This is a genomic window from Eudoraea algarum (assembly GCF_050589645.1).
GTDB lineage: Bacteria > Bacteroidota > Bacteroidia > Flavobacteriales > Flavobacteriaceae > JBNGOQ01.
The window spans coordinates 359,142-377,882 of record NZ_JBNGOQ010000001.1; the positions used below are offsets into that span (position 1 = coordinate 359,142).

21 protein-coding genes are annotated in these 18,741 nt (G+C 36.8%); 5 read left to right on the forward strand and 16 right to left on the reverse strand.

The window, feature by feature from the left end; all coding sequences use genetic code 11:
* Positions 1–90 precede the first annotated feature (90 nt).
* The 8 genes from ACRD67_RS01635 to ACRD67_RS01670 all read right to left on the reverse strand — a co-directional run bounded on the left by ACRD67_RS01635 (position 91) and on the right by ACRD67_RS01670 (position 5,530).
* Positions 91–1,089 carry a tetratricopeptide repeat protein gene (locus ACRD67_RS01635; protein WP_430965286.1) on the reverse strand — a complete coding sequence of 333 codons (999 nt, stop codon included), beginning with the start codon at positions 1,087–1,089 and terminating at the stop codon, positions 91–93.
* Positions 1,090–1,199: 110 nt separating this feature from the next.
* Complete coding sequence (locus ACRD67_RS01640; protein WP_430965287.1) at positions 1,200–1,622, reverse strand: VOC family protein; 423 nt, start codon at positions 1,620–1,622, stop codon at positions 1,200–1,202.
* 102 nt (positions 1,623–1,724) lie between these two features.
* Positions 1,725–2,003 carry a hypothetical protein gene (locus tag ACRD67_RS01645; protein WP_430965288.1) on the reverse strand — a complete coding sequence of 93 codons (279 nt, stop codon included), beginning with the start codon at positions 2,001–2,003 and terminating at the stop codon, positions 1,725–1,727.
* A gap of 153 nt (positions 2,004–2,156) precedes the next feature.
* Positions 2,157–2,756: a toxin-antitoxin system YwqK family antitoxin gene (locus tag ACRD67_RS01650; RefSeq protein WP_430965289.1), complete on the reverse strand. Its 600-nt coding sequence runs from the start codon at positions 2,754–2,756 to the stop codon at positions 2,157–2,159.
* 72 nt (positions 2,757–2,828) lie between these two features.
* Positions 2,829–3,338: a hypothetical protein gene (locus ACRD67_RS01655; RefSeq protein WP_430965290.1), complete on the reverse strand. Its 510-nt coding sequence runs from the start codon at positions 3,336–3,338 to the stop codon at positions 2,829–2,831.
* A gap of 75 nt (positions 3,339–3,413) precedes the next feature.
* Positions 3,414–3,920 carry a DUF7684 family protein gene (locus ACRD67_RS01660; protein ID WP_430965291.1) on the reverse strand — a complete coding sequence of 169 codons (507 nt, stop codon included), beginning with the start codon at positions 3,918–3,920 and terminating at the stop codon, positions 3,414–3,416.
* Positions 3,921–4,207: 287 nt separating this feature from the next.
* Positions 4,208–4,867 (reverse strand): CPBP family intramembrane glutamic endopeptidase, encoded by a 660-nt coding sequence (locus ACRD67_RS01665; protein WP_430965292.1) that lies wholly within the window; start codon positions 4,865–4,867, stop codon positions 4,208–4,210.
* Between the two features lie 63 nt (positions 4,868–4,930).
* Positions 4,931–5,530, reverse strand: a complete 600-nt coding sequence (locus ACRD67_RS01670; protein ID WP_430965293.1) for a hypothetical protein — start codon at positions 5,528–5,530, stop codon at positions 4,931–4,933.
* A gap of 425 nt (positions 5,531–5,955) precedes the next feature.
* On the opposite strand from ACRD67_RS01670, the gene ACRD67_RS01675 reads away from it, so the two are divergent.
* Positions 5,956–7,128, forward strand: coding sequence for an alpha-amylase family glycosyl hydrolase (locus ACRD67_RS01675; protein ID WP_430965294.1), 1,173 nt, complete (start codon positions 5,956–5,958; stop codon positions 7,126–7,128).
* Positions 7,125–9,212: a glycogen debranching protein GlgX gene (glgX, locus tag ACRD67_RS01680; protein WP_430965295.1), complete on the forward strand. Its 2,088-nt coding sequence runs from the start codon at positions 7,125–7,127 to the stop codon at positions 9,210–9,212. Before ACRD67_RS01675 ends, glgX begins: the two co-directional genes overlap by 4 nt.
* Before the next feature lie 358 nt (positions 9,213–9,570).
* On the opposite strand, the gene ACRD67_RS01685 is transcribed toward glgX, so the two are convergent.
* The 3 genes from ACRD67_RS01685 to ACRD67_RS01695 form a co-directional block, all read right to left on the reverse strand.
* The gene (locus ACRD67_RS01685; RefSeq protein WP_430965296.1) at positions 9,571–10,038 is read right to left on the reverse strand and encodes a hypothetical protein; all 468 of its coding nucleotides are present in this window, start codon (positions 10,036–10,038) and stop codon (positions 9,571–9,573) included.
* Between the two features lie 292 nt (positions 10,039–10,330).
* Positions 10,331–10,906 (reverse strand): hypothetical protein, encoded by a 576-nt coding sequence (locus ACRD67_RS01690; protein ID WP_430965297.1) that lies wholly within the window; start codon positions 10,904–10,906, stop codon positions 10,331–10,333.
* Between the two features lie 360 nt (positions 10,907–11,266).
* Positions 11,267–12,271, reverse strand: a complete 1,005-nt coding sequence (locus ACRD67_RS01695) for an alpha/beta hydrolase (protein WP_430965298.1) — start codon at positions 12,269–12,271, stop codon at positions 11,267–11,269.
* 207 nt (positions 12,272–12,478) lie between these two features.
* On the opposite strand from ACRD67_RS01695, the gene ACRD67_RS01700 reads away from it, so the two are divergent.
* Positions 12,479–13,426 carry a sensor histidine kinase gene (locus ACRD67_RS01700; protein ID WP_430965299.1) on the forward strand — a complete coding sequence of 316 codons (948 nt, stop codon included), beginning with the start codon at positions 12,479–12,481 and terminating at the stop codon, positions 13,424–13,426.
* Entirely contained in the window at positions 13,426–14,124 is a 699-nt protein-coding gene (locus ACRD67_RS01705; RefSeq protein ID WP_430965300.1) for a LytR/AlgR family response regulator transcription factor, read from the forward strand. The genes ACRD67_RS01700 and ACRD67_RS01705 overlap by 1 nt, the downstream gene beginning before the upstream one ends.
* Before the next feature lie 193 nt (positions 14,125–14,317).
* On the opposite strand, the gene ACRD67_RS01710 is transcribed toward ACRD67_RS01705, so the two are convergent.
* Both ACRD67_RS01710 and ACRD67_RS01715 read right to left on the reverse strand, forming a co-directional pair.
* Positions 14,318–14,902, reverse strand: a complete 585-nt coding sequence (locus tag ACRD67_RS01710) for a hypothetical protein (protein ID WP_430965301.1) — start codon at positions 14,900–14,902, stop codon at positions 14,318–14,320.
* 95 nt (positions 14,903–14,997) lie between these two features.
* Positions 14,998–16,248, reverse strand: coding sequence for an immunity 26/phosphotriesterase HocA family protein (locus ACRD67_RS01715; RefSeq protein ID WP_430965302.1), 1,251 nt, complete (start codon positions 16,246–16,248; stop codon positions 14,998–15,000).
* A gap of 118 nt (positions 16,249–16,366) precedes the next feature.
* Between ACRD67_RS01715 and ACRD67_RS01720 the strand changes: the two genes are divergently transcribed.
* On the forward strand, positions 16,367–16,717 hold the full coding sequence (locus ACRD67_RS01720) for a hypothetical protein (protein ID WP_430965303.1): 351 nt from the start codon (positions 16,367–16,369) through the stop codon (positions 16,715–16,717).
* Between the two features lie 47 nt (positions 16,718–16,764).
* On the opposite strand, the gene ACRD67_RS01725 is transcribed toward ACRD67_RS01720, so the two are convergent.
* From ACRD67_RS01725 to ACRD67_RS01735, 3 genes are all read right to left on the reverse strand, one after another.
* Entirely contained in the window at positions 16,765–17,088 is a 324-nt protein-coding gene (locus ACRD67_RS01725; RefSeq protein ID WP_430965304.1) for a hypothetical protein, read from the reverse strand.
* A 3-nt stretch (positions 17,089–17,091) separates the two neighbouring features.
* The gene (locus ACRD67_RS01730; RefSeq protein ID WP_430965305.1) at positions 17,092–17,379 is read right to left on the reverse strand and encodes a hypothetical protein; all 288 of its coding nucleotides are present in this window, start codon (positions 17,377–17,379) and stop codon (positions 17,092–17,094) included.
* 224 nt (positions 17,380–17,603) lie between these two features.
* Entirely contained in the window at positions 17,604–18,695 is a 1,092-nt protein-coding gene (locus tag ACRD67_RS01735; RefSeq protein ID WP_430965306.1) for a helix-turn-helix domain-containing protein, read from the reverse strand.
* Positions 18,696–18,741: the final 46 nt, after the last annotated feature.

Here is an 18,741-nt window from a genome sequence, read left to right on the forward strand (position 1 = left end):
GTGGATTTAATTACTCACAACGGAAAGTGTATGGTGCGGTAGTTATCCCTTAGGGTAGCTATGCACTATAAACAATGTTGGCTGTTGGTATTAGTTATTATCATTTTCAATGTTTTCAACTAAACTCATAAATGCTTGCATGTAGATGCTATATTCTTTGTCAGTCGCTGATTTCAAGCCTTTTTTGGCATACTTAGCTGCATTCTCCTTATTACCTAATCTTCTTTCAATTAAACTTAATCCGTAATAACTTCTACACATAACAATTCGTTGACCTAATTCTTCGGATAAATACATAGCTTTATCAAAATAACTCTTTGCTTTGAGAGTTTCATCAATATCAAAATAATATTGTCCTAAATTACATAGTGAATGCGCTTCTGTATAATTACTATTAATTTGTTTTCCATAATTGTATGCGCGGGTATAATGGAATAATGCTGAATCCAATTTGCCATTTCTCATTAGCTCTGCTGCTTTATGAGTATCGTTCCTAATCATTCCAGCAGTGTCTGAAATCGAAAACGATATCTTTAGTCCTTTTTCAAAATATTGAAGACTTTCCTTATTCTGCCCTTGAATTTGTAAAATTGTACCAAGTCTATATAGAACTTTTGATTCAAGTTCAAAAAGTTTTCCCTGCTTTGCCTGAATTAAAGAAGAATCCAAATAAGCTTTTGAGATATTTAAAGCTTCCTCTTGTTTAAAATAAGCCCATTTGAGATAATTTATATCTCCCAAACCATAATATGCTTCACCTAAATGTTCTGAATCCGCATTTTTTTTAGAGTTATCTATAACCTTTTTGAAATTAGCTGCAGATAAATCATAGTCTTCCAAAAAAAAATAATTTTGCCCTAAAACCAGATAATAATATGAGTTTTGCTTGTCAGAGGTCGTTTTTTGTAGTTCAATGTTTGCAATATCAATTGCATCTTTCCAATTACCTTGAATTGAAAGTCTTTCGATAATAGGTTTAAAACTTGATTTATTTTTAATGTCACTTGAAGAATTGGTATTACACGCAATGCAAAGCACAAAAAATAACAGTGGATAGGTTAGATTAAATTTTTGTAAATAGACTCGCATAATATTTCCGATTTATTTGTTTAATTTCTCATTGTCTGGTTTTACTTACAGCCAACTACCTGAATAAAGCGCGTTTTTAATGCGCTTTATTTTTTGTTGTGTGTAGGCTTTTATTTTTCATTGCTCCATGGATTGTATGAACCAAAGTTCCATAGGTGCCCCTCTGGATCTTGACAACTGTATCCTCGACCACCATAATCCTCGTCTTTGATATCTAATATTATCTTTGCTCCACCTGCAATCGCCCTTTGATAATGTTTATCTATTTCTTCAACAACAATATATGGGGCTTGTGTATTAAATCCATTAAGATCTTTTGGTGTCTTTACGAATTTACCATACCCATTATCATTTTCAGAACCCAACATAATCATAGCATTGCCAAAACTTAGCTGTGCATGAGCGATGGTTTCGTCTTCACCTGGCACGATCAAATGCTTTTCAAATCCGAAAGCATTACATAGCCATTCGATTGCTTTCAAGGCATCCTTGTATCTCATTGTTGGAATTACAACAGAGCCATTTTGTTTCATTTTGTTTCAATTTTGTTATTGTTTTTAGCTTGCACATAACGGTCCTAGCTATGAACCCTGCCTGCTGGCAGGCAGGTTATAGCCATTGTTGTACACCGTTTTTTATTCCGCGTTACTCATTTTAATTTCGGTAATTGTTCCCTCTACTACTTTTGTAATATCGGAAAGCGGTAATTGAAACCAAAATTCAGTACCATTATCATTATAGAAACTAAAAGTAAATTCTTTTTCTGTTCCATCGAATCCGCCACAATATTGTTCCGTTTGGAATTGGTCGCTACTTTCAATTAGACTCCAATCGTTTAAGTCTAGATTTTCTTTTAAAATCTGCTCACAAATTGAAATAAATTCAGAATCTATTTTATGCTTAATTTCCATCATTCAAAATTTGATTGACGTAAGCTCTGTGTTTTTTAAATCCATTTTTTTCAGCGTGTTGGCAACTACCGATTATCCTGACTAATAAGACATGAAAATACTACTTTTTTGGGGGAAACCGGCGAGAGGGTTATGGTTGTAGCTAGCTACGGTACGTTATTTTATTTTTGACTCAATAAAAATTCGTCCGTTCAAAGGTGTCCAAATTTCAATGGAATAATCGTTTTCGGTTCTAATTCGCTGAAGTTCGAATATTTCGGCACTTGTCAAATCTCCCCAATATTTTAGCGGAATTTCTTTTATTGTTCCAAATAGTAATTTGTCTCCGCCTTCGCAGGCCGTATCAATATGTAATTCAGTCGGTTCAAAAGTCAATTCGTATTTTAGTTCACCTTTATCGGTATAGAATTTCCATGGTCCGGTCCGATAATAGTGGAAAGACCTGCACGCTCCACCAGTACAACAACTTATGTAAGAGCCTAATCGGTAATCTCCTTCCATTTTTAGATTTCCATTTTCATGGTATTCTTTCCAGTAACCAACCTTTAAGTTGCTCACTCCATACTTACTTACTGCGACTGCTCCTTTTCCCAATAGAATTTCATTTTGCTTTAATTCTATGATTGTATCTTGTTTTGAAAGCCCTTCTTTTAATTCGCCATACAGCTTATCGTCAGAAATATAGATAGCATCTTCTTGTCCAATTGCTATTTGGCATTGAAACAATAGAAGTGATAAATAGATTACAATTCTCATTTTTTACATTATGGCTAACGATTTGATCATGATTCCTTCTTGCTGGTAATAGCCAATGTTGAAAAAGGTTTTTTATTCCCTTCGTTTATAATTCAGTCCAGTTTTAAACCCACAGTACCCCAATAAAATCAGCAGCAATATTTGGACTATGAGCATCGCATTGGAAAAAACCTCAAAATTGTTTTCATATGGTTTGACCCCAGGTTCAATTTCCGATACAATTTCTTCGGAACTTAAAGGAGGATATATGGTCCAGCCTGAAGTTTGTTGTATCAGCGAATCAACGATTGAATTTACACTTGCGATAAGTAAAATTAAAAGAATCGTTGCAATCATTAAAATCAGATTTGCAGTCAAATTTTTAAAATTCCGCACTAGTGTTCGGATACTATAAACGCAAAAAAACATCAAAACAAAAAGTGGAAATAAAAATTGAATGTTTTCAACCACGTAGTATGTGTCATGAACATTCAAGCTAAAAGTCGAGTCAGTTTTAAATCCGTCAATTCCAAAAATTGCTAGATTCAAAATGAGCACTAAGGTGATTGTTCCAAGCAACCAATAAATTTCTTTTCTTCTCAATGTTTAATTAGAATTTCGGTTTTCAGACATTTCCCCAACAACCTCCACTATAATTCCTGCCTACAGGCTTTTTTGTCAGTTATCATATTCTGCAAGCTCAATTTCCTCATCACTTGGTAACCAACCATTGTTTATTTTGTCGATCAGTTCGGTCAAATGCTTTTTTACTTTCCGTTTGGTAAAGTCCAAACAGACAACTTTGTCAATTTCTTTATGTGCGTCGTGAGCTAATGTGGTTGCGAACCAAAATCCTTCGTTGAAATTTTGATGAGCTGTCGTTATTGGTGAAGATTCGTAGTCAAACTCCTGTTTCGTCTGCATTTCATAATCAAACGCTCGCCCAGTAATTTCTTCGTCAAAGTATTGTTCGGTCCAATGTGCTAAGGTTCCGGCACTACAAGTATAGGAAACGTTTTTATCCATACATATTTTTGCTGCCGGTGGAACTAATTGCTCATCTTCTTTATTCGCAATCGTAAACGCGACCCAATCATTTTTCGGCAATGAAAATTTCCATTCAGTGTTGTTTCTAATCTGAACGTAATAAATCTTTCTTCTATTGATTCTTCCTATCCGTTCCATTTTTTTTCGGCTTGTCGACAACTAACTTATGTCCATGCTATACCACATGAAAATACTACTTTTTGGATGAAAACCGAATCTAGCACCTATAGAAGTATTTGGAGCCTTTATCCTCAACATACGAGCCGCTACCGCATAAAGACCTTTTAATGGAGCTAGCTGTTGACCAGAAAAATGACAAACATATAAACACAAAGCATTGTGCAGTTAGCATTTGCCAGTATTGGTTCCAAATTTAGTTTTGTACCAATCTTTCTTTTTCCATTCATTTACATCTCGGAATTCGATCAAATGAAATTAGCCGTTAAAACAATTGTATCAATAAGCCCATGCGCAATAATGAGCGGCCATAAACCACCTTTCTGATTTTTTAAAAAATAGAACCCCAAGGCAAAACCAATTAGTCCGGTAATAAGGATACCGGATAATCCTTGACTAGGATGTGCCATTCCGAACCATATCGCCTGAATCCCTGAAATCAAACAAAAATTAAGGAGTGAATTATTGGATGTAAATAGCAATTTTAGTCTGTTAATTATTATTCCGCGAAAAATGAATTCCTCCCCGAATGCCGTCACAATCCAAACAATTAATACGTTGTCAAGAATAAATCCGAGAATGGTTTTAGGGAGATTATCCACAGCACTTCCTGCTTCTGGTCTGCCAAACAAAAATCCAATGACGATAAGTCCAATGAATTGAACCGCAAAAATCAACAAAGCAACTTGAACTACTTCTTTGGCAAATACCTTATTCGGGGACCGTGGTCGTAATCCAAGCTCTGCCGTGGAGAGATTTCTTATTTTAATTATAAGTAGGGCAGTTAAACTTGTGGATACCACTACAAAAGGCCCTTGTAGTTGCGAGGGCAAAAATGTCTTAAAGTACCATGAGGCGCAAAACGTGACTAACAAGATGGCCAAATCAAAAATCGCTTCTTTTTTCATTCAGAGATAAAGTTAACCTTTAAAAATACCCGCCAAAATGACTAACCAATGGTCATATGCTAATTAAAGAGCTCTATTATTTGAAAGGAACTCCTCTCCATTCTTTTCAATCATTGTCTGAATGACAGAATAATAAAATTCATATTCGCTGATTCCTTTAGCTTTGTCAATAATGTTCTCTGAGATTAATGATGTTTTTTCTACCCTTTGTTTTTCGCAGTTGACTTCATATAGCGTATTTGCTTTACGTATTAGCGTTTTTTCTTTATATTTTAAAAAAGTGAGCGCTAGTGATTGAAATGGTATGAGTATTTCGTAGTTAATTTGTTTTTGATAATTGTGCTTGAGGAGGGCTATCTGGCATAATTCTTCATATTTCTCTTTACTAATCTCATCATCGTATGGACTAACCCCAAGAAGCGATGATACTCTTCGATATAACGATGCAGTATTTAAGTTTAGATAATCAGCATAAAGCCGACGTTTTTTTTTAGAAATAATTTGTCTTACAGGTCTATTAAGTTCATCACTCCAATATTCAAACCTGTCAAAGTCTTCAATTGGTACGGGTTCTATTAATAATCCCGTTTCTGGATTTTTAAGGAGATCCCATTTATTGTAGTCTATTTTAAATAGAGGTTCACTTATTTTATGATTAGTCATTTACTTTTTTGTCTTTTATATTACCACCAACTCCTGGATATGGAGAAAACTCCATATATCCATACTATACCCCATGAAAATACTACTTTTTGGAGGAAAACCGGTGATTTAAGGCATCATGTCAGTGCCGGCCAATAAAACCCACCAAAACGTTTTTGACGAGAGCGAATACGAACGGGCCTGGACCCAGCCGGTGGTGGTGGAGTAGGGATGGGTGTTGTGCTAAAAAAACCTTGGTTTCATGGTACCCTATAGTTACACTTTCAATTAAATCCGAAGCCTACAGAATCAGGTTCTCGCAAACAGTTTTTCTGGCCATAGCGAGCCGGTTACACGAGATGAAAAAACAACTGAAGTTTGAAAATAACAAATTGCTTAAAATCGTAACTTAATGGCAGTTTGGCACACTGGAAAATGAAAAAATAATGAGCACATTAAACTGGTTCAAAAAAGCGATAATCTATCAAGTATTTATCGATAGGTTCCATGGCTTTGAGAAAACTGAGAATCAGCCTGAGTTTTTGGGAGGAAACCTAAACGGTGTCATAAAAAAACTGGATTACCTATTAAATTTGGGTGTAAACGTTCTTTGGCTTTCTCCATTCTATGAAACCACCAATTATCACGGATACCATATAACGGATTTTAAAAAAGTGGACCCGCATTTTGGTGCTGAAGAAGACTTGAAAGAATTGATCAACAAGGCACATAGCAGAGGTCTCAAAGTAATAGCCGATTTTGTCCCGAACCATTGCGCCGTACAACATCCCTTTTTCAAGGATGCCTACCACAATAAGAAAAGTAAGTACTCAGATTGGTTCATTTTTGAGAAGTGGCCAGAGGAATATCGGTCTTTTCTCAACTTTAAAGAACTACCCAAATTAAACCTGAACAATAAGAGTACTCGAGACTACATGATTGATGTAGCAGATTATTGGATGTCAAAAGGTCTTGACGGTTTTAGAATAGACCATGCAATAGGACCTTCACATCGATTTTGGAAAGTGTTTAGAAAAAAAATGAAAAAACGTTACCCCAAGGCTGTTTTCATAGGGGAGGTTTGGGCACAGGGTTTGGACAAAAGCCTATATAAGACTACAGGACTTAAAAATAAAAGATTGAAGAGAAAATTTGGAATGTCCCAGGAAGAGATCCAATTAGAGTATTACGGGGAATTGGATGGGGTTCTAGACTTTAAATTGAATTCTATCTTGGTGGAGGCAACCAGAAAGGAGGTTGATCTTCTATTAAATAAAAAATTAGAGTCCAAAATAAAAGAGCATTTTCAGAAGGTTCCGTCCGATTACATTATGGTGACATTTTTGGATAATCATGATATGGATCGGTTCCTATTACATTGTAAAGGGAATATCAAGGTCTTATTGGATGCGTTTGAACTATTACTTTCCTTAGACCGTCCGGTGGTTATCTACAATGGAACCGAGAACTGCGGGTATAATTTGACTCCCGTGGATGGTGCCAATCCCGGTTCAGATCTTTCGGTGAGAGCACCCTTTGATTGGGATGCGATCAACGAAGAATTTTCGGAAGGATTGCGAAATCTAATCAAAAAATATAGAAACAGGAATAGTCAATGACGCTGAAGAAGCATAAAAATATTGCTAATGGCCAGGCTTTTCCGATTGGCGCGTCGGTACAGCATAATGGGGTTAATTTTAGTGTCTATTCCAAGAATAGTACCGGTATAGAGTTGTTGTTATTTGATGGGCCTGAGGCGAGCAAACCCAATGAAATAATAGTTTTAGACAAAAAGCGGAACAGAACAGAATTCTATTGGCATGTTTTTGTTGAAGGGCTTAAGGCAGGACAGATGTATGGATTCCGTGTTCATGGTCCGTTTCAACCTGATAAAGGACATCGTTTTGATTCAAAAAAGGTACTGCTCGACCCCTATAGCAAGTTGGTGGTTCTACCCAAAGCATATCAGCGTATTCTAGCCATGAAACCGGGCGACAATGTTGGCAGTGCAATGAAAAGTGTTGCGGTAAATACCAGCGTCTACGATTGGGAAGGAGATTCCCATCCGCGCTGCCCCTTTTCCGAAACGATTATCTATGAATTGCACATTAAGGGTTTTACCAGGCATCCCAGTTCTGGATTAAAAAGCAATAGGAGAGGTACGTATTCCGGGCTGATCGAAAAAATCCCCTATTTAAAGGATTTGGGGATTACCGCAGTAGAATTACTTCCCGTTTTTCAATTTGACGAAGATGACGCCCCGGAAGGGAAAAAAAATTATTGGGGCTATAGCCCTGTATCCTTTTTTGCACCGCATAGAGCATACAGTTCGCGCAAGGATGTCATGGGACCTTTAGATGAATTCCGGGATATGGTCAAGGCGTTGCACAGGGTTGGAATAGAAGTCATTCTCGACGTGGTCTTCAATCATACGGCCGAAGGCGGTGAAAAGGGCCCCACTTTCAGTTTTAAAGGCATTGAAAATAGAGCCTATTATTTAATGGAAGGTGACAGTTGGATTTATGGCAATTATTCGGGCTGTGGCAATACGGTCAACGCCCATCATTCTGTGGTAAGGAGAATGATCAGAGATAGTCTGCGGTTTTGGGTGTCCGAAATGCATGTTGACGGATTCCGATTCGATCTGGCATCTATATTGTCGCGAGACGAGTTTGGAAATCCGCAAAAGAACCCACCTCTACTTTGGGAAATCGAATCTGATCCTATTTTGGCCGGAACCAAACTCATTGCGGAGGCTTGGGACGCCGCAGGTCTCTATCAGGTCGGGCATTTTATCGGGGATAAATGGAAAGAGTGGAACGGTAAGTTTAGGGACGACATACGCAGCTTTGTAAGAGGAGATAGAGGATCTGTCTCAAATTTTGCATCAAGGATATTGGCAAGCCCAGACATCTATGCCCATAAGGAACAACACGCAGAGACCAGCATTAACTTTATTACGTGCCATGATGGATTTACGTTGATGGATTTGGTCAGTTATAATAAAAAGCACAACGAAACCAACGGAGAAAACAACCGCGATGGCGAGAATAATAATCTTAGTTGGAACTGTGGTGTTGAAGGGCCGACGACCGATCCGGCTATAAACAAATTACGGGAACAGCAGATAAAGAATTTCTTAGCCGTTACCTTACTTTCCTATGGTACTCCAATGCTCTTGATGGGAGATGAAGTGGGGCGTACACAATTGGGCAATAATAACGCCTACTGTCAGGATAATGAAATAAGTTGGTTCAACTGGGACCTTGTAGAAGCCAATTCCGCTCTGCATCGATTTACAAAGATGTTGATCGGATTTAGATCAAAAAGGGATTTGGGTGATAATTATCCTGATCTGTCCTTACTGGATTTCCTTAATACTGAACAACATATCCAATGGCATGGTGTTCGACTGAGACACCCAGACTGGAGCCCTACATCGCATAGCTTGGCTTGTACCGTTAGTGCAAAGGATAGTCCTTCCGTGATACATTTGATGTATAATGCATATTTCGAAAATTTGAATTTCGAGATTCCAGACCCTAAAGAGCTTGGAAGAAAGCAGTGGGTTTGCTTGATTGATACTTCCATGCCATATCCCAATGATATCAATCAGATTGAAAACGCAAAAGCAGTTGAAGAAAAGCACTATTGGGTAAAAGCAAGATCTGCTGTGATACTCATTGCCCTACCCACTTCTTAGATATCAGATTTCAGCCTGGGGATTAGGTTTTTCTTTGTTCCACATTGGATTTTGGTAAGGATGACGTATGATTTTCATAAGGATGAAATAAACAAGGAATTTTCTGTTCCACAAAACGGCTGATTTAAGAAACATAGTGGGAAATCAGAGGAATTCTCATTAAACCTTCGTTTTACGGAACAATGAAAAATTTATAGAGAACAACGGATTTGTATATAAATCGTTCTGATCTGAAAAACCCGAAAATTAACCAGTGTTAATTTTTAGCGGTATGGACGTTTAGCCGTTGCCCCTCTATTTGGAGTGAGGCAATCCCTCAATATAGTTCCTACGGGGCTTTTGTCCACTCCTAAACGCTTCAATAATAAGGATTGTAATGCGTGGGTGGTACTATTACATCATATTCCGATTGCAGAAAAGTGACCAAATCAATGAGTTCCTGAACGGTCATAACCTCATTGTAATTCTTCATCTTTGAAAGACCTCCGTGGTCCGGGTTTTTTTGTTTGTAGCTCCGCGCGATTTTGTGGGAAGGATTTATAATGGAAGTAACCAGGTACCCATAGGATTTCTGAGCAGATACTTCACCTCCTAGCTGTATTTTGAGACTATCACTTCCTCCCGTCCACTCAACCCCTGGAATACTATGACATGTATTACAGGCCAAGCTCGTATAGGTTGCCTTTCCTTCTTCAATGTTGCCCGCAGGTAATGCAAATCCGCGCGCTTGCTCATTGCAACTACTTATCAGTAATCCCGCACATAATAAGGGAAACACCAATAAATAGTTCAACCGGCTGTACAAAGTTTTGTTTTTACTAGACATAAGCTATTATTTTATACCAAGAATTTGATTCACCACCGTATAAATGGATGAAAACAAATATATCGACTAAGAAAAAGAAAGAAAATGACCTATATCAGGAAGCGTATATAATCAATGCTCAGCTACGCATTCCACGTACTGGCAAAAGAAGAAGTACTGCGAAACAGCCGTTTAAATGTTATCGGTTTTAAAGTTAGTTAGAAAGTAGTGATGAACCTGCCTGCCCTCCACGGGCGGGCCTGCCTGCCGGCAGGCAGGTAAACCGGCAGGCAGGTTATAGTCATTGTTGTGTTTAGTGTTTTTCTTTCAAATTGGTCAATTCTTGACCTCGTTCTGAATCAACTCTAAATAATTCATATCTGTTGTTCATCATTATATCACCGTCTTCATACATATCCATCCATACTTTATAACCTTTGCCAGTTTTAAGTATATGATAACCGTGCATGTGAAATTCATCGTGGTTGGATGTATTACCTACTTCTCCAGTACATAATAGATTTATATCTCCTTTTCCTGAATTTACAGCTACAAGTTTAGGTTGATTTTGTAATTGACAGAAATGACTAGCTTTTAATGTTTTATGTTCAACGTTATAAACCGTTAACATTTCTGTTGGTATATCAGTTCTTAATCTTTCAATAATTACATTATCTCTTGCACTTAGAATGTATTCAAAGCCATATAGGTCATTGTTGCCTTCAAGTGTAGCTATCCATTCCCCTTCCAATTCTCTAAGGTAGCTCATTGCATCTTCTGTATTCGTAATAGAATCTTGGAATTCAGTTTTCTTGTTCGAACATCCGCCAATACTTATTAAGATTAAAAGCAAAATCAAGTGTTTTATTAAACGTGTTTTACTATTCATATATTAAGCGAGGTTAATTAATAATTCAAAACGTGTTATTTGTCCACATTAAACACAACAATTGTATATAGTAACAAGTTACTATATTTCTTTTATAGAAGTAATTTACTAAAGTCCCAGTAAACAGTAATGAATACAAGGTCATAATAGTATTTTATCCGAATAAAATTCGTTTACAAACGGTAATATAGTGAATAGCCCTAGTCCAGTTTTTCAAAGAGTATATTCAAACAGCCACTAGAAGGAACCGAGAAAGAAAAAGGCAAGAGTCTCAAAAAACGTTCGGTTTATGAGACTGTAAAATTGTTTCTTGTTTAACAAACAGATCTTTTATGATCATTTATCAATTAGTGCTGTCGGTCAGTGTTCCAGTTCTCCCAAAAGTTCAATGATTTCTTTACAGATAATATCCGCATTTTCCTTTTTGGTGAAAATGGTAAAATGACCCCCATCAAGGAAGAATACCTTGCCATTTGTTGAAAGAGCTGCCATTTCTTCCTGCATCTTTTGCCGATTGGCTCTCATCTTCTCTGGGTTCAAACCCATTTCTCTAAGGGCTTTTTCGTTTAGATGTGTTCCGGCAAAAACCCTAATCGGTAAGGTATCTTTTACCATTACTTTTTTAGACATTTCTTCCAATGACTTATGCCACTCTTGTTCTTTTAAATACCCCCATAGATATTTTCCATCTAAAAAGTAGTCGTCGTAACGATCGGTAACTTCTTTGGGCAAACCTGGCGCCAGCATGATATTCCCGAACAGGGTTACGTATAAATCCAAGACACCTAAATCTCCTAAAACGGCTCCAGTATAATACATTGAGTTTAACCAACTAGGGGAAGGAGGCCAGGGCAGTCGTTCACGTTCATCTGGATGCCCAGAATCCAACAAAACTAGGGCAGCCACTTCGTTGGGATAAAGTTGTTTAAATACACGAATGTAATGTCCTCCATGGGAGTGGCCGGCCATAATATAGGGCGGTGATTCTCCCGTCCTTCCTAATAGAGCGTGCAGTTCACGCGCAACGGTTTCAGGGTCTCGTGGTGTATCGCTTAGTTCACTATAGCCTATCCCAGCTCGGTCATAACGCACAACGCGCATGCTATCGCTAAGACCTTCCGCTATCCAATTATAATATTCACTATGCCCTCCTGCTCCTGCTTCAATGACCAAAGTTGGTTTGCTGTTTCTTTCTCCCGTGCTATTGATATGGAGTTTAAAGCCTCCAATATCAACAAGTTTCCCAGGGGGTTGTGGCTTGTCTCTAAACAGTCGAAAGCATAATCCTACTAAAATGATTAGCAGTAGTAGTGAGGTGATCGACAAGCCAATCCACTTTAAAATCTTCAAGATCATTCGTATCATAATTCGGGATTTAGTTACTACCATCCAAACATAATTTCACTTAGGAACACCTTGAAATTATTTTGATGGACCCAGTAGAAAACAGCTCACATACCCATTATTCTTGGACAAATACAGTTGAATACAAAAAATTGGGTGTTTAACCCAAAACCAACGGCGTTGGTCAAAAAGATGCGAAGTCTATAGTAGGAATCCTATTTTTGAGCTATGAATAGTTTTTTTCAAAAATATTATACGGCTTTGATCAAAGGAGGGATCATTGCCATTTTCCTGGCTGTAATGCTTGTTATACCACATTATAAGGGCATTTGGGATAGTTCTATCACTATTCCGCTTTTGATTCTATTCTGGTTGGGAGTGGCTTACATTGTTTTACCTGACTTTTTCAAAAAGTATAGGGTAGCCATTCTTTCTGTGTACGGATTGGTTATAGCCTATAATTTTTTCATTTTTAATATAGCACCTAATCAAGCAGAAAATCATCGCCTGTATTTGACGAATTTCATGTTTATTCCGATTCCAGTTTTTACTGCTTTGTGGGTTTACGAACAATGGCGTTGGTTGCGGATATTGAAGACGGATAAGACAAGGGCCGAACTTGCTTTACTGAAAAGCCAGGTAAATCCGCATTTCTTCTTCAATACGTTGAACAATTTGTACGGATTGGTGGTGGAAAAATCCCCCCAAGCCCCGGAGGTTGTCCTAGGACTCTCCGATATGATGCGCTATACCATTTATGAGGGAAAAAAAGAGTGGGTCGGTTTAACCGATGAAATCAATTTTTTGGAAACCTATATTGAACTGCATAAAATCCGATACCGGAAAAAAGTAGCGATCCAATTTGACCATGAGGTGGATGGGAGCATTCAGGTCGCGCCCTTACTTTTTATCAATTTATTGGAAAATGCGTTCAAGCATGGCGTGGAACCCTCAATAGGTAATGCGTATATTTATTTACGTTTAAAAACGCAGGATGGTCGAATACTTTTTCATATGGAGAATAATTGTGAATCCGATATTTCCCCAGAAAAAGGAGGTGTTGGGTTACATAATCTAAAAAAACGTTTGGAGCTTATTTATCCCAACAAACATGAATTGAGGATTGAAAAAACGAAAACCACCTATGCAGTTCATTTGAACCTTAATACCCACTGATGACAACCTATTGTATCATTGACGACGAACCCATAGCACATCGAATCATTGAGGGCTATTGCGCAGAGTTACCTTACTTACAAAAGATAGGCAATGCCTATAATGCCTTTGAAGCTTCCAGGATGGTCACCCAAGAAAAGGTGGATTTGATCTTTTTAGACCTTAACATGCCTAAAATGACGGGCTTTGAATGGTTGAAAACAATATCCACACCACCCAAAATCATAGTGACTTCAGCACATAAGGAATTTGCTATGGAAGGTTATGAATTTGATGTGCTGGATTATCTGCTCAAACCTTTTTCTTTTCAACGTTTCCTAAAGGCGGTCAACAGGGTAAATGAAACAAAGAAAGAAAGTGCAATTGAAACATCGAACAGTGGTGGGGAACAGGGCAGTTTTTTTCTAAAAGGCGACAAAACGTATCATCAGGTTCATGTGGAAGACATTTTATTTGTACAGGCTTATGGAAATTACTCCAAGGTGTTCTTTAAGGAAGAAATGATATTGAGCCATGAAAAAATATCAACCTTGGAAAATTTACTGCCAAAAGACAGTTTTTTACGTGTCCATAAATCCTTTATCGTTTCCTTAAAAAAGATCGAGCGTATTCAAGGAAATCAAATCTTTATCCAAAATCACAAAGTTGCTATTGGTCAGACCTATCGGAGCATAGTCAATCGTTTGTTGGAGGGTTAAGACATCATTGATCAGGCCAAAAATGGAGTAGTAAAGGGCCATTTTAAGGAGCTTTCCAAATAGCATGGTCCGCACCAAGGTGATTTCGGACCAAAGCAACCCCAAGGTTTTGGACGAGAGCAAATACGAACGGGCCTGGACACAGCCGGTGGTGGTGGAGTAGGCGAGAACAGGCAATTACTTGTAGCCGTTGTTAGCAAACCTTATTAACAAACTCAAGTAATTGATTTTCTTCCCGTAAGTCAAAAACTGTTCCTTGATACCAGTTAACAGCTATGAAATCGAAGTATTTACAAAATTTACGAAGTCCCAATTTCATATGGTTTTTGATTTCTTCATTCTTGGTAGATCCTGTTAACCAAATCCGATTTAGGTGTCCATCATTTTCTTCCAATAAAATCCCGAATTTTTGACTTCCAAAACCAAAGGGGGGGTCTTCCGACTTTTTAAGTCCAGCATTTTGATGAACGACCTTAGTTATTGGTGGTAATTCTGTTGATTGAAAAATTCCCAAAACTTTTGAAAAGCCCAGTTGCCTGTCCAACACCTTTACTTTTAATTCTGCAATTTCCGTTATGTCTGAAAACCCTAGTCCATCCCTGTGTTTTTCTCCAAATTCGTTTATCCTTTGGCCCTCTTGAATTGCAAATTCCAAATTTTCCGATGGAACAAGCTCGATCATTGCATAATCGTCCTCCCATAAATGAAGAATATCGGAATACGGATATGACTTCGATTTCCTGTCGTTTAAAAATTTAACGAGTCTGTTGAGAAGCATTTGATGTTTGTTAACTTGCTTATGACGATGTAAAATACATCAATATTCTTCCAATATGGAATTAAATCGACGTGATTGTTCATCCTTAATTTAAACTATTGAAATAATTTCTTTATGAAGCTTTTGGGTTTTAGGAAAGAACTCTTTTTGTTGTTGGCCATTGAAATATAGTTGTAATAATAGTTTTTTTCTGAGTCCAGCTTAAAGAATTCAAATATTTCTTTTTTGACATTACCATTCTTAGGATTTCTTAAATCCGTATCCCTATCAAAATATTTTGAATCCCAATATGGCTGATTTGAATGCTCAGCAATACAGGATTCCAAAACACTTTTATCAAAATTTAATGAACCTGAGATGCCTTCCATTCGATGGATATTAGAATGCTTTACCCTTTGCCAAGGTTTGGTATCTTTATTTGAATTGTTCGCATTCAAATGCTTATTAAACTTTTTGATGGATGTTTCCTTGTAAATCATTCCATATTGTAGATATACTGTATAAGGGTCGTCATACCTATTACTTTTTGAGTAAGAAATTGGGAAGTCAAACTCCCAATCTTCTAGAGGTTGATTTCCTATAATTTCAAAATCACCATAAAACAAGGCATTGTCCATTATATATTGAGAAGGTATCCAATCCAGTCTTTTAAGGTAATCCAAGTCCACTTCTCTTGTACCTTGAATTAGATGGTACACCTTAATTACAAGTGGCTGGGTCATCAAATTCATGATTCCGTAGTTCTTCTGTAATTTGAACCCAGGGTCTTTGCGAAGTTTTCGAAGATCACAGACAAGTCTTCCAAAGCCATAGTTTCTTCTATCTACCTTGAAAACAAAATAATCGCCTTCCTTGAGTTTTACCCTCTCCCTTTTTCTTGAAGCGAAATCCTCTATCTCTTCTAAATCTTCTTTTGACGTTTCAGAGATATATTTTTCTAACCATTTCGGTAATTCCGCTATTGACTTAAACTTAATAGCTTCAAAATAGGTTGAATAATAATCTCTTTGGGTTGTGTGATTGCCGATATATATTCCATTATTGGTATACTTAAAATAAACACCAATTGGTGTTCTCGATTCAAGAGTTGAAGGAGAAAGTTTCTTAGGCTTGCCCTTATTTGTTTTGGGTAACAGCAATTGTCTATTTTCAGTTTCTTCATTGTACTGGGTTTCTATATAGCTCGTTTCTGTAGATTGGATATGCCGTTTGATTACATTGCCATCATAGTACAAAACTGATTTTGGTCTGTATGAATCACCCTTTAAATCAACTCTTTCCCAATGCTCAGGGATAATCGGAAGTCCTAAGTATTCTCTGTGTTCGTTATTAAGTTCAAATGACATATTTCTTTAATGTATAGTTTGTAAGACAACTAATGGGGATAATCCTTTATTTGAACTTTAAGCATTTATAACCAGTTAAAAGCAACTAATGCTAATTTTAGTATCCTAGAATAAAAGTATGGAAAAAGTAGCATTGATTATAAGCATGGCTTTATTCTTTGGGTGCTCAGATGATAATCCTATACCAGGGTGCTATCAAGAAAGTGGCAGACGTATAGTTGCCACGGTAGAAAAGGTAAATGGAACATTGGTAATGAATGAGGTCTGTGGATTTATTATTGATCCAGATGAACAGCTAGATCGAAACCCAATAGGAATCTTGAGTCCTTGTAATCTTAGTGAAGAATTTGAAATTGATGGTGTGCGTGTAGTATTCAGCGGTTTTATCTACGAATCTTTTGAAACAGAGGATATTTGTGCAGATTTCTTTGAAATAACGGAAATAAGAATGGCGGATGAAGTGCAATGACCAGCTTCTTATGAGATAGTCCTTTTTATATGGTGTTGTTGTAATCATCATTTCGGCGGCAAACTCATTACATAATCATAGCTTTCATTTAAGTATATAGCTAGCTTGTCCAAGTCATCCCACATCCGTTCTGGTATCAATATATATCCGTGCATTATGGAATTATAGGATTTGTACAGAGTGGTTTCAAACGCTTCTAGGTATTTTTTCTGAACTTCTTTAGAAAATCGAATGCCTATTTCACCGGCCTTGTTAAAAAGTGAAAACATATGACCGTTGGCTGAGGTATAGGGCATTGTTTTTCCTTTTCTTTCAAATCGGTCACACTTTGCAACCAATAGGTCATATACTTTTAATTTTTCTTCCCACATGAATTATCGGCTTTCTACAAATTCCTTAAATTGTTTCATCCATTTGTCACCTTGTTTTCTGTACATACTAGGGAACAAAATGGCCATGAGTTTGGGTAAGACCCAATTGATTCGTGTGTACACAAACTCGTACCGATACTCCGTTTTTTCGGGACCGATTTCAATAAAAGTACATTTCATAGTATTGTCCATATGCTTATGGGAGTAAAAGGCTTCAAACGATTTGGGCAGCTCATTTTTTAAAACCGTCTCGGTCAACACCATATCTCGTTTGCCATACGTATAATACATTTTGGATTTAGCGTCAACTTGTGTTGCAACGCCACTTATTAATTCCTTCCTTATAAAACCGTCTTGATAATCTTTGTTGAAATTTGGGTTGATAAATGAATCCACAACAACCTCCCTGGGTTTATTAATAATTACCGAACCTTTGAATTGCATACTGTTTTTGAAGGTAAATTAGGGAAATTGTGGTCTGATTTGATTACAGAACCGTTCTGTAACCGTATTTTTTAGATTCTTTTTATTTTTTCGAGATATTCAGAAGGAGAAAGCCCTTCGAATTCTTTAAACGCTCTATAAAATGAAACCTTGTTATTAAATCCCGATTGAAAGGCGATATCAATTAATTTTATCTTGTTGTCCTTGTTTTTATGAATGTTGTTTTTGGCTTCTTTAAGTCGATAATGGCTGAGTAATTTTTTAAAAGAGCAATTAAACTTTTGATTGATAATTTCAGAAACGTAAGCTGAAGGAAGTTCAATCGATTCAGAAAAAGTAGTGAGATTTAGATTGTCGTTTAAATATATTTTGTCATTTTCAAACTTCCCTACAATGGCATTTTCGTCTGTTTTTCTTTGCTGTAAATCATGCAAATTGGGTGGTTTACTATTAAATATGGTTGACCTGTCAATGATTTTATAGGCAATGGCCTGAATAATAAAAGTCATTGCCAGCATACTTATTTGATTGACTATAGCAAAATTATATTTTCCAATGGGCTGAATAACAAAGTATATAAGGTGTAACAATAAAAATAGAGAATAACCCAATAACACATGGTAATACCAATTTACCAGGATATTATTGGTTACTTCATTCTTGAATTCTTTTAGTTTTTTAATGCTTAAATAGATATAGGTGCCTATGTACGCAAAAAAACTCAATGTAAAATAAAACTCTAAACTGGAATAAGAGGGAATACTATTCATAAATGCCCTCACCGTTTCTAACTTTATATTGCCCTTTAGAAAATAGAATGGCAGATTTAAGATCAACATAAAACCAAAACCTATAAAATGCCAATAATCTTTTTTTGTTAATTTAAAATGATGTATTGTAATTCCCATTGTCATAAACAGCATTAAGGGTGGTTTTAAAAAGCTGATGGGATTACCAATTCCTAAAAAATGAGGCATGGCATTGATGAGTTCCGTTTCTACCAGGAATCTTTCAAAAAGCGTGATTCCCTCAATAATTAACAGGGCTGCAAATAGTTTTTTAAATAATGTCCTATTAGACTTTAATAGTACAACTGCTATAAAAAATGCTTGACAAGTTCCATAAGCAATTAAAACGTTAATGATCAATGAGGTTGCGGTCATTATTTATCTTATGCAGTTTCTTTCATAGATAATTGGTTTGGCTTGA